We start from the raw sequence: 11,736 nt of genomic DNA on the forward strand, positions 1-11,736 counted from the left end.
AGATGGATGCGCGGGCCTTCGCCGCGCCGAAGGGGCTTCGGCCCCGCAGGCGGGTCAAGCCCGCGCATGACGAATTGAGAGTCTCTATATTGGCGCGCACGATTCCTCAAAGCAGGCCCCTCATGCGCGTTTTCAGCGTTCCGCTTTCCGTGCCGTTCCTGCGCTGCGTGATCTCGGCGCTGATCGATGGCCGGCTGGTCGAGGGGTTTGAGGCGCGCCGCCATCCGGCAAGGCTTGCGGAAGCGACGCTCTATCTGCCGACGCGGCGCGCGGTGCGGGTCGCGCGCGAGGTGTTCCTGGATGAACTGAAAAGCGACGCCGCGGTGCTGCCGCGCATCGTCCCGCTCGGCGACATCGACGAGGATGAGCTTGCCTTCGCCGACGAAGCCGAGCAGTTCGCAGGCTCCGCGCCACTCGAGATACCGCCAAGGCTCGGCGAGCTTGAGCGGCGGTTGACGCTGGCGCGCTTGGTTGCGGCCTGGGCCAAGGGCGAGGTGCTGGCACCGCTGGTGGTCGGCGGCCCCGCCGCGACGCTTGCCTTGGCCTCCGATCTCGCGCGGCTGATGGACGACATGGTGACGCGCGGCGTGCCGTGGAACAAGCTCGACGGCCTCGTGCCGGACCAGCTCGACATCTACTGGCAGCATTCGCTCGAGTTCCTGAAGATCGCGCGCGAGACCTGGCCGAACTACCTTGCCGAGATCGGCAAGATCGAGCCGGCAGCGCGGCGCGACTTTTTGATCTCGGCCGAAGCCGCGCGGTTGACCAGCCATCACAAGGGGCCCGTGATCGCCGCGGGCTCGACCGGTTCGATGCCGACCACCGCAAAGTTCCTGGCGGCGGTGGCGAAACTGCCGCAAGGCGCGGTGATCCTGCCGGGGCTCGACACCGATCTCGACGAGGAGTCATGGCAGGGCATCGGCGGCGCGCGCGATGCGCAGGGCAAATTCACCGAGCATCCGGCTTCGAACCATCCGCAATTTGCAATGCATGCGCTGTTGGAGCGGTTCGGCATCGAGCGCCGCGATGTCGAGATTTTGGAGCCGCCCGGAACAGACGGCCGGGACGTGCTGCTGTCGGAAGCAATGCGGCCGTCGAATGCGACCGCACAATGGCATGACAGGCTGAAGCAACCTGCCATCGCAGCGCATATCGCAAGCGGCATGAAGAACCTCGCCGTGATCGAGGCGCCTAATCCGGAGATGGAGGCGCTTTCGATCGCGGTCGCGCTGCGCGAGGCGCACCATCTCGGCAAGTCGGCGGCGTTGGTCACGCCGGACCGCGCGCTGGCGCGGCGGGTGATGGCCGCACTCGGGCGGTGGAATCTCGATTATGAGGATTCCGGCGGCGACGCGCTGATCGAAACGCCCGTCGGCACCTTCGCGCGTCTTGCGGCGGAGGCGATCGCAGGAGGGCTGGAACCGGCGACGCTGCTGGCGCTGCTGAAGCATCCGCTATGCCGGTTGGGCAGCGCGGAGGGCGCGCTGACGCCTGCAATCGAGACCCTGGAGTTCGCGCTACTGCGCGGTACGCGACCGCAGCCGGGCACGGCCGGGCTGGCACAGGATTTTGCGCGCTTCCGTAGCGAGCTCGACAAGCTCAATCGGAAGGAAGTTTCCTCGCTGCATCATGCCGAGCCGCGCACGCGGCTCAGAGATCGTGAACTCGACCGCGCGCAAGCGTTGATATCAGCGCTGCAAGCGGCGCTGAAGCCGCTGGAAAGCCTGTCCTCGACGCGGCCCTATGATTTCGCCGAGCTCGCGAGCCGCCATCGCGAAGCGCTGATCGCATTGTCGCGCGACCAGGACGGCGTTTCGGTCGCCTTCGAGGAGCAGGAAGGCCTCGCTCTTGCGGCTGCATTCGATGAACTGCTCTCCGAGCAGCGGCAGAGCGGACTCCTGGTCGCACTGACCGACTATCCCGAGCTGTTCCAGACCGCCTTTGCGGATCGCGCGGTACGCCGGCCTGAAAGGCCTGGGACAAAACTCCACATCTACGGCCCTCTGGAATCGCGGCTGATGCAGGCCGCCCGCGTCATCGTCGGCGGCCTGATCGAGGGCGTGTGGCCGCCGGCGCCGCGCATCGATCCCTGGCTTAGCCGGCCGATGCGGCATGAGCTCGGCCTCGACCTGCCGGAGCGGCGCATCGGCCTTTCCGCGCACGATTTCGCGCAACTGCTCGGGCACCAAGACGTGATCCTGAGCCACAGCGCGAAGGCCGGTGGCGCGCCGGCGGTCGCCTCGCGCTTCCTGCATCGCCTCGAAGCGGTCGCAGGCGAGGAACACTGGGAGGCCGCGAAGACCGCCGGCCAGCGGTACGTGCATTTCGCCCACGAGCTTGATCGGCCTGAAGCGGTCAAGCCGATCGCGCAGCCGGAGCCGAGACCGCCGCTTGCGATGCGGCCGCTTACATTGTCGGTGACGGCGATCGAGGACTGGCTGCGCGATCCCTACACGATCTACGCGAAATATATTCTGAGGTTGGAGGCACTGGACCCCGTCGATATGCCGCTGTCGGCGGCCGATCGCGGCTCGGCGATTCACGACGCGATCGGCGAGTTCACGAAAAACGCGGCGGCGAAATTGCCCGACGACGCCATGAGCGCCTTGCGCGAGATCGGGCTGAAATACTTTGCGCCGCTGATGGAGCGGCCCGAAGCAAAAGCGCTGTGGTGGCCGCGCTTCCAGCGCATCGCCAAATGGTTTTCCGAATGGGAGCGTGCGCGGCGCGAGAACATTCGGGCGATCGACGCCGAGATCAAGGGCGAGATCGCAATTCCGCTCGACAATGAGCGAACCTTCACCCTCTCGGCGCGCGCCGACCGCATCGAGCGCCGCGCCGACGGCACGTATGCGATCCTCGACTACAAGACCGGGCAGCCGCCGACGGGCAAGCAGGTGCGCATGGGCCTGTCGCCGCAGCTGACGCTGGAAGCGGCGATCCTGCGCGAGGGCGGCTTTGCGGGGATCGACGCCAACTCGTCGGTCGGCGAGCTCGTTTATGTTCGCCTCAGTGGCAACAACCCACCGGGCGAGGAGCGCTCGCTCGAACTCAAGATCAAGCCTGGCGACACGCCGCAGCATCCGGACGCTGCCGCCGATTATGCGCGGGCGCAACTCGAGGCCTTGATCCGCAAGTTCGAGAATGAGGACGAACCCTATCGTTCGCTGGTGCTGTCGATGTGGAGCGACCGCTACGGCACTTATGATGACCTGGCGCGGATCAAGGAATGGTCGGCGGCCGGCGGATTGGGGCTTCCGGAATGGTGAAGGCCGCTCGCCCCATCCCCGACGCAGTGCGCGCGACGCAGGCGCGGGCGTCGAATCCCGCCTCCTCGTCTTTCGTCTCGGCGAATGCCGGCTCCGGCAAGACGCATGTGCTGGTGCAGCGGGTGATCCGGCTGTTGCTTGCTGACGTGTCGCCGGAAAAAATCCTCTGCATCACCTTCACCAAGGCGGCTGCCGCCAACATGGCCGAGCGCGTGTTCACCACGCTCGGTCATTGGGTGACGCTCGATGACACCGCGCTCGACGATGCGATCCGCGGCGTCGGCATTCCCTACGCAAGCGCGACGCTGCGCAAGAAGGCCCGCGAATTGTTCGCGCGCGCGCTGGAGACGCCGGGTGGCCTGAAGGTGCAGACCATCCACGCGCTCTGCACGCGGCTGTTGCAGCAATTTCCCTTCGAGGCCAACGTGCCGGCGCGCTTTGCCGTACTCGACGATCGCGACCAGACCGACATGATGGAGCGCGCGAACCTCAAGGTGTTTCTCGAGGCCTCGCGCGCGCCCGACAGCGCGCTTGGCCGCGCGCTCCAGACCGCGATGGCCAATGCAGCCGACGTCACCTTCAAGGATGTGGTCCGCGAGGCGTGCCTCTCCCGCGATCATTTCATGGCCTGGTCCGATGTGACCGGCAGCGCGGAAGCCGCCGCTGCGCAGATGGGGACTGTGCTCGGTGTCAGTGAGGATGATCGCGTCGAAGACGTCGAGAACGAGATTCTGGATGGCCCTTATTTGCCGCGACGGCGGTGGATAGAGATTGCCCCCGCACTCGACGGTGGGAGCAAATCCGATGGCGAACAGGCAGCCCGTCTGCGCGAGGCGCTGACGGCAAGCGGGGCCGAACAGGTAGACAGATATCTCGGCGTCTTCCTCACCGATGAGAAAGCGCCGCGCAAAACTGTCATCACCAGGAAGTTCGGCGACGCCAATCCATCGGTCGCGCGGATGTTTGAGGCCGAGATCCTGCGCCTCACGCCGCTCATCGAAAGGCGCCGCGCCGTCGTGACGCGCGACCGCACCCAGGCGCTCCTGCATATCGCGACCGCGGCGGCGGCGAACTACCGGCGCGAGAAGCTGGAGCGCGGGCTGCTCGACTACGACGATCTCATCGACAAGACGCTGGATATGCTCAAGCGCATCTCGGCGGGCTGGGTGCACTACAAGCTCGACCGCGGCGTCGACCATGTGCTGATCGACGAGGCGCAGGACACGAGCCCGCGGCAATGGGAGATCGTCGACCACATCATCTCCGAATTCACCGCTGGCGCCGGCGCGCGCGACGGCGTGGTGCGCACCATCTTTGCGGTCGGCGACGAGAAGCAATCGATCTTCTCGTTCCAGGGTGCAGCACCCCATGAGTTCGATCAGCGCCGCCGCGAGCTCGAACGAAAATTCACCGCCGCCGGGCTGAAATTCGATCCGGTGTCGTTCACCTATTCGTTCCGCTCGGGGCCGGCGATCCTGCAATCGGTCGACCACGTGTTCCGCGATGAAGCGATCTATCGCAGCATCCACTCGCCCGACATCGGCTATCCGATCCATCACTCGCTTGCGGACGCGGGCCCGAGCCAGATCGAGTTCTGGACTCTCGCAGAACACGACGAGAAGAAAGACATCGAGGGCTGGCGCGCGCCGTTCGACGGCGTGTCGCTGACGAGCCCTGAAGTCAAACTCTCCCGGCGCATCCAGGCCGAGATCAGGCGGCTGGTCGAAAGCGGCACGATGACCGGGCACAGGGACGACCGCAGGCGGCTGCGCTACGGCGACGTGCTGGTGCTGGTGCGCCGTCGCGGCAATATCTTTGATGCGATCATCCAGGCGCTGAAGCAGGCGGGTATTCCGGTCGCCGGAGCCGACCGGCTCAAATTGACCGAGCACATCGCGATCATCGATCTCATGAACCTTGCCGACGCGCTTCTCTTGCCGCGGGACGATCTTGCGCTCGCGGTCGCGCTGAAAAGCCCACTGTTTGGTCTCTCCGAAGACGATCTGTTCGCGCTTGCGTGGGACCGCAAGGGCTCGCTGCGCGAGGCGCTGTCGAAGCAGGCGGCGATCAACGACAAATTCAAAAGCGCCGAAGGCCGCCTCGTGCAATGCGAGCGGCGCTTTGCGCAGGAAACGCCGTTTGCGTTCTATGCCTGGCTGCTTGGCGGCGATGGCGGGCGGCAGCGCATCCTGCGCCGGCTCGGCCATGAGGCCAACGACGCGCTCGATGAGTTCCTCGAGCTCGCGCTGAATTATGAGCGCAAGGCGCCCGCTTCGCTGCAGGGTTTTATGGCGTGGCTGCGCTCGGCCGATACCGAGGTGAAGCGCGACATGGAAATCTCGCGCGACGAGGTCCGCGTCATGACCGTGCACGGCGCGAAGGGCTTGGAAGCCTCCGTGGTGTTCATGGTCGACACCACCTCCTCACCCTCGGATACGCAGCGGCTGCGGCTGATCAACGTACCGCGCGGCAATGGCGGCGAGGTCGTGGTCTGGGCCGGCAGGAAGGCCGACGATCCCAAGGTCATCGCGGACGCACGCGAGAAGATGCTCGGCGATACCGAGGACGAATATCGCCGCCTGCTCTATGTCGCGATGACGCGCGCCGCCGACCGGCTGATCGTCGCGGGCATCATGCCGGGCAACATGAACACCGTGCGCAAGCTGTGCTGGTACGATTTGATCGGCAAGGGCCTGCAGGCTTCCGGATTGCAGGAGGAGATCATCGATACGGCGGATGGTCCGATCAAGCGCTACCTGCGTCCGGAGGATGCGGCACCTGCAACGGGAGTTGCAGCAGCAATAGCTGCGCCCGCCCGCCGTGAGCTGCCGCAATGGCTGCGTACGCCGGTCACGGCCACGGTATCGGGTGATCAATTCCTGCGTCCGTCCGATGCCGCAAGCCACGCGGCTTGGAAGGCGCGATCCGGCGAATCAATCGCCGAGCGCACCCGCGCGCTCCAGCGCGGCACGCTGGTGCATCGCCTGCTGCAATCATTGCCCGATCTCGCGATTGAGCGGCGGGGCGAGGCGGCACAAAAATTTTTGGCGCGCAACGCATCCGCCTGGGACGAGGCCGGACGGGAGCAGCTTGCTGAAAGCGTGCTGGCGCTGATCGCGGACGCGCGATTCGCGGCCGTGTTTGCGGATGGCAGCCGGGCCGAGGTCGCTATTGTCGGCCGGCTCGACTTGCCCGGACGCGGAGAGGTGCTCGTTTCCGGCCAGATCGACCGCCTGGTCGTGACGGAAAACGAAGTTTTGATCGTCGATTTCAAGACCAACCACGCGCCGCCTGTTTCCGTCGCCGAGGCGCCTGCCGCCTATGTCCGACAACTCGCGCTCTACCGGGCGGTTTTGCGCAAGCTTTATCCAGAGCGCAGCGTCCGGGCCGCCCTGCTCTGGACCGAAACCACTGATTTGATGGAGATTTCCGCTCCCGCGCTGGAAGCGGAGCTGGCATCCGCCGCCGCCGGAGTAGGCCGCGCTTGACCCGGCAACGCCCCGTTCATAGGTTTCATCCCATGATCCCCGGCGCGATTCTAGGGCGCGCCTTCCTCTCCAACCGAACGAGGTATCCTATGGCCGTTGGCAAGGTTTCTGACGCCGATTTCGAATCCGAAGTGCTCAAGGCACAAGGGCCTGTCGTGGTCGACTTCTGGGCCGAATGGTGCGGCCCCTGCCGCATGATCGCTCCCGCGCTCGACGAGATCGCCGGCGCGATGGGCGAGAAGGTCAAGATCGTGAAGCTCAACGTCGACGAGAGCCCGAAGACGGCGTCGAAATATGGCGTGATGTCGATCCCGACCCTGATGATCTTCAAGGGCGGCGAAATGGCTTCCCGCCAGGTCGGCGCCGCACCGAAGCAGAAGCTGCAGCAGTGGATTTCCGCTGCGGTCTGATCCGCTTCAAGCGAGATATTTGCATGACGGCCGGCGCTGAGCCGGCCGTTTTTGTTTGTGGCCTCTACTCGTCATGCGCGGGCTTGACCCGCGCATCCATCGGAAGAAAGGCTTCTCTCAAAATGATGGATTGCCGGGTCAAGCCCGGCAATGACAATCGGAAGCAAGGCGCGAGCGCGTGTCCGCTCCTAACCTGGCGGCGTGCCGTTGATGGCGAGCACGTGGCCGGCGAGGTAGAGCGAGCCTGCAATCAGAATCCGCGGTGGCACTTCATAAGCAAGCGTCGCCAGCGTGCGTAGCGCTGCCTCGATGGTGCCTGCGATCTCGACGCGCATGCCGAGCGCGCGGGCGGCATCCGCAAGCCGGTCCTGCGGCATCGCATTGTCCTGGCCTGGAATCTCCACCGTGAAGATGTGGCGGGTGAGGCCGGCGAAGTTGGCGAGAAACGCGTGAGCATCCTTGTTGCCCATCATGCCCGCGATCACGACCAGGGGACGCGATACCCGCTCCTCGAGATCGCAAAGTGCCGCTGCGGCGACGCGGCCGCCTTCCGCATTGTGTCCGCCATCGAGCCAGATCTCGCAGCCGGCCGGGCCAAGCTCGATCAGCCTGCCTGACGACAGCCGCTGCATCCGTGCCGGCCATTCGGCATTGACGATGCCCTCGAAAGGGGCGTGTCCGAGCTTGAGGCTGTCGACCGCGCGCAAGGTCGCGATCGCAAGCCCGGCATTGTCGAATTGATGCCGGCCGAACAATCTGGGCGCTGGGAGATCCAGAAGGCCGCGCTCATCCTGATAAACCAGTCGGCCGCGCTCGACGCCGACATGCCAGTGCTGGCCCGCGGCATGCAACGGTGCGCGCATTCGCTGCGCCTGCTGCTCGATCGCCGTCATCGCCTCGCCCGGCTGCTCTGCGGAGATCACGGGCACGTTGCGCTTGATGATTGCGGCTTTCTCGCCGGCGATCGAGGTCAGCGTGTTACCGAGGAATTCCATGTGATCGAAACTGATCGGCGCAATCACGCTTGCAAGCGGCGCCTCGACGACATTGGTGGAATCGAGCCGGCCGCCGAGGCCGACCTCGAGCAGCAGCACATCGGCCGGATGCTCCGCGAACAGGCAGAAGCCCGCGGCGGTCTTGGCTTCAAAGAAAGTCAGCGGCTCGCCGGCATTGGCGCGCTCGCATTGTTCGAGCGCGGCCCGCAATTCCTCATCACCGACGAGCGCGCCGGCAAGTCGAAAACATTCGTTGATGCGCACCAGCCAGGGCGAGGTATAGACGTGGACGTAATAGCCCGCGGCTTCCAGGATCGCGCGCAGGTATGCGATCGTCGACCCCTTGCCGTTGGTGCCGGCGACGTGGATCACCGGCGGCACCTTCTTCTCGGGGTGACCGAGCCGCTCCAGCACGCGATGCATGCGATCAAGACTGAGATCGATTCGCTTCGGATGCAGGCTGCCCAGCCGTGCGATCACGTCGTCAAGCGGGCGCAGCGGTTTGGCGGCGGGAGCGTTCACGCGTGGGGCGCGGCCGGCGCTGCTTCCGGGGCCGGCATGATCTGGGCTGGCTCGGGAACGAGCGGCGCGGCCTTTGGCGCGGGCTCAATCGCGGGCGACTTGGTCAGAAGACGGCACAGACGCGCCAGCGTCGGACGCAACTCATGGCGATGCACGACCATGTCGACCATGCCATGATCCCTGAGATATTCGGCGCGCTGGAATCCGTCGGGCAGTTTCTCGCGGATGGTCTGCTCGATCACGCGTGCGCCGGCAAAACCGATCAGCGCGCCGGGCTCCGCGATCTGGATGTCGCCGAGCATGGCGTAGGACGCGGTGACGCCGCCGGTCGTCGGATTGGTCAGCACGACGATGTAAGGCAGCTTCGCCTCGCGCAGCATCTGCACGGCAACCGTGGTGCGCGGCATCTGCATCAGCGACAGGATGCCTTCCTGCATCCGCGCACCGCCGGAAGCGGCAAAGACGATGAAGGGCGATTTCTTCTCGACGGCAAGCTCCATACCGCGGACGATCGCCTCACCCGCGGCCATACCGAGCGAACCGCCCATGAAATCGAAATCCTGCACGGCAATGACGACGGCCGCACCTTCCAGCTTGCCGTAGCCGACCTTGACCGCGTCATTCAAGCTGGTGCGCGCGCGCGCATCCTTGATGCGGTCGGCGTAGCGCTTCTCGTCGCGGAATTTCAGGGGGTCGGCGGTCACCTCCGGCAGCGCCACGTCAAACCAGGTCTCGTTGTCGAAGATCGACTTCAGCCGCGCCACCGCACCCATGCGCATGTGGTAGTTGGAGCCGGGGATGACGAACTGATTGGCCTCGACGTCCTTGTAGAACACGAGCTGCCCGGAATCGGGGCACTTGATCCACAGATTCTCCGGCGTCTCCCGCCGCAGCATGTTGCGGATCTTCGGCCGAACGACGTTGGTGAGCCAATTCATGTTTCGCTCCGTGGCGATCGTCCCAAATATATGGCGGCTCCAGGAATGCCCAGCAAGCTGCCGCCCCTTACCTCGACATTAAATTAGCTTATTCGGCCGCCTGTTTGCGAGCGGCCCGCACGCCTTTGGCTAGCGACGCCGCAAGCTCGGCGACCGCGTTAACGGTTTTGGCGGTCGCGCGCCCCTCCGGATCAAGGCTGCCGCGCACGGCATCGACCAGCGCGGTTCCGACCACGGCGCCATTGGCGCGCTCGGCGATGGCGCGCGCCGCGTCCGGCGTGCGGATGCCGAAGCCGACGCAGACGGGCAGGTCAGTATGCCGCTTGATGCGCGCCACGGCTTCGCCGACGGCCTTCGAGTCGGCTGCGGCAGCGCCCGTGATTCCCGTGATCGAGACGTAATAGACAAAGCCCGATGTGTTGGCGAGCACGGCCGGCAGTCGCTTGTCGTCGGTGGTCGGCGTCGCCAGCCGAATGAAATTGAGGCCGGCCTTCAACGCCGGCAGGCAGAGCTCGGTGTCTTCCTCCGGCGGCAGGTCGACGATAATCAGGCCGTCGACGCCGGTGGTCTTGGCATCGGCAAGGAATTTATCGACGCCATAGATGTAGATCGGATTGTAATAGCCCATCAGCACCAGCGGCGTGGCGTTGTCGTCCTTGCGGAAGGCGCGGACCATCTCCAGCGTCTTTTTGAGCGTCATGCCGCCCTTCAGCGCGCGCAGGCCCGCAGCCTGGATCGACGGACCGTCGGCCATCGGATCGGTGAAGGGCATGCCGATCTCGATGATATCGGCACCGGCCTTGGGCATGGCCTTGATGATCTCAAGCGAGGTTAAGGGATCGGGATCGCCCGCCATCAGGAACGTGACGAAAGCCGAGCGGCCCTCTTTCGCGAGTTGCGCAAAACGCGCGTCAATGCGGGTCGTCACGTCTTCCTCGCTTTCAGGATGTCGCCGACCTGCGGCACGTCCTTGTCGCCGCGGCCGGAGAGGTTGACGACCATGAGATGATCCTTCGGCCGCTCGGGCGCGAGCTCCATCACTTTCGCAATTGCATGCGCGGGCTCGAGCGCCGGGATGATGCCTTCGAGCCGCGACAGCAACTGGAAGGCTTCCAGCGCCTCATCGTCGGTCGCGGAGAGATAATTCACGCGTCCGATCTCGTGCAGCCAGGAATGCTCAGGCCCGATGCCGGGATAATCCAGGCCGGCCGAGATCGAATGCGCGTCCTGGATCTGGCCGTCATCGTTCATCAGCAGATAGGTGCGGTTGCCGTGCAGAACGCCGGGACGGCCGCCGGCGATCGAGGCCGCATGCAATTGCGTGAGTCCATGGCCGGCGGCTTCGACGCCGAAGATCTCGACTGAGGGATCGTCGAGGAAAGGATGGAACAGGCCCATCGCGTTGGAGCCGCCGCCGATGCAGGCGACGAGCGAATCCGGCAGGCGGCCTTCCGCCTCCTGCATCTGCTTCCTCGTCTCCTCGCCGATCACCGACTGGAAGTCGCGCACCATCATCGGATAGGGATGCGGGCCCGCCACCGTGCCGATGCAGTAGAACGTGTTGTGCACGTTGGTGACCCAGTCGCGCAACGCTTCATTCATCGCATCCTTCAGCGTGCGCGTGCCAGACTGCACCGGAAACACCTTTGCCCCCAACATCTCCATGCGGATCACGTTCGGCTGCTGGCGGGCGACGTCGACCGCGCCCATGTAGACGACGCATTCGAGGCCGAAGCGCGCGCAAAGCGTCGCGGTGGCGACGCCATGCTGGCCCGCACCGGTCTCGGCGATGATGCGCTTCTTGCCCATGCGGCGCGCCATCATGATCTGGCCCAGCACATTGTTGACCTTGTGCGAGCCGGTGTGATTGAGCTCCTCGCGCTTCAGGTAAATCTTGGCGCCACCGAGATGCTGCGACAGCCGTTCGGCGTAGTAGAGCGGCGACGGCCGGCCAACGTAATGCTTGAGGTAGCCTTCCATCTCGGCGCGGAACGCGCCGTCGGCCCTCGCTTCCGCGTAGGCCCTTTCGAGATCGAGGATCAGCGGCATCAGGGTTTCCGCGACGAAGCGGCCGCCGAAGATGCCGAAATGGCCGTGGTCGTCGGGACCGATGC

Annotated in this window: 7 protein-coding genes; 3 read left to right on the forward strand and 4 right to left on the reverse strand. The window is 65.2% G+C overall.

What is annotated here, in order from left to right:
* The first annotated feature begins 122 nt into the window (after positions 1-122).
* The 3 genes from addB to trxA all read left to right on the forward strand — a co-directional run bounded on the left by addB (position 123) and on the right by trxA (position 7,167).
* Positions 123-3,269: a double-strand break repair protein AddB gene (gene addB, locus VKR55_RS27370; RefSeq protein ID WP_324408332.1), complete on the forward strand. Its 3,147-nt coding sequence runs from the start codon at positions 123-125 to the stop codon at positions 3,267-3,269.
* Positions 3,263-6,757 (forward strand): double-strand break repair helicase AddA, encoded by a 3,495-nt coding sequence (gene addA / locus VKR55_RS27375; RefSeq protein ID WP_324408334.1) that lies wholly within the window; start codon positions 3,263-3,265, stop codon positions 6,755-6,757. Before addB ends, addA begins: the two co-directional genes overlap by 7 nt.
* Before the next feature lie 89 nt (positions 6,758-6,846).
* Positions 6,847-7,167 carry a thioredoxin gene (trxA, locus tag VKR55_RS27380; protein ID WP_324408335.1) on the forward strand — a complete coding sequence of 107 codons (321 nt, stop codon included), beginning with the start codon at positions 6,847-6,849 and terminating at the stop codon, positions 7,165-7,167.
* Positions 7,168-7,355: 188 nt separating this feature from the next.
* On the opposite strand, the gene VKR55_RS27385 is transcribed toward trxA, so the two are convergent.
* The 4 genes from VKR55_RS27385 to trpB all read right to left on the reverse strand — a co-directional run bounded on the left by VKR55_RS27385 (position 7,356) and on the right by trpB (position 11,734).
* Positions 7,356-8,684, reverse strand: a complete 1,329-nt coding sequence (locus VKR55_RS27385; protein WP_324408337.1) for a bifunctional folylpolyglutamate synthase/dihydrofolate synthase — start codon at positions 8,682-8,684, stop codon at positions 7,356-7,358.
* Complete coding sequence (accD, locus tag VKR55_RS27390) at positions 8,681-9,622, reverse strand: acetyl-CoA carboxylase, carboxyltransferase subunit beta (RefSeq protein WP_324408339.1); 942 nt, start codon at positions 9,620-9,622, stop codon at positions 8,681-8,683. Before accD ends, VKR55_RS27385 begins: the two co-directional genes overlap by 4 nt.
* Positions 9,623-9,710: 88 nt before the next feature.
* Complete coding sequence (gene trpA / locus VKR55_RS27395; protein WP_324408340.1) at positions 9,711-10,550, reverse strand: tryptophan synthase subunit alpha; 840 nt, start codon at positions 10,548-10,550, stop codon at positions 9,711-9,713.
* On the reverse strand, positions 10,547-11,734 hold the full coding sequence (gene trpB, locus VKR55_RS27400; protein ID WP_324408341.1) for a tryptophan synthase subunit beta: 1,188 nt from the start codon (positions 11,732-11,734) through the stop codon (positions 10,547-10,549). The genes trpA and trpB overlap by 4 nt, the downstream gene beginning before the upstream one ends.
* Positions 11,735-11,736 lie beyond the last annotated feature (2 nt).

Source organism: Bradyrhizobium sp., assembly GCF_035309285.1.
In the GTDB taxonomy this organism is placed as follows: Bacteria; Pseudomonadota; Alphaproteobacteria; order Rhizobiales; family Xanthobacteraceae; genus Bradyrhizobium.

What these genes read in the sequence shown, in the direction of transcription:
- addB (WP_324408332.1), top strand. Translation starts at nt 123, where the DNA reads ATGCGCGTTTTCAGCGTTCCGCTTTCCGTGCCGTTCCTGCGCTGCGTG.
- addA (WP_324408334.1), top strand. Translation starts at nt 3,263, where the DNA reads ATGGTGAAGGCCGCTCGCCCCATCCCCGACGCAGTGCGCGCGACGCAG.
- trxA (WP_324408335.1), top strand. Translation starts at nt 6,847, where the DNA reads ATGGCCGTTGGCAAGGTTTCTGACGCCGATTTCGAATCCGAAGTGCTC.
- accD (WP_324408339.1), bottom strand. Translation starts at nt 9,622, where the DNA reads ATGAATTGGCTCACCAACGTCGTTCGGCCGAAGATCCGCAACATGCTG.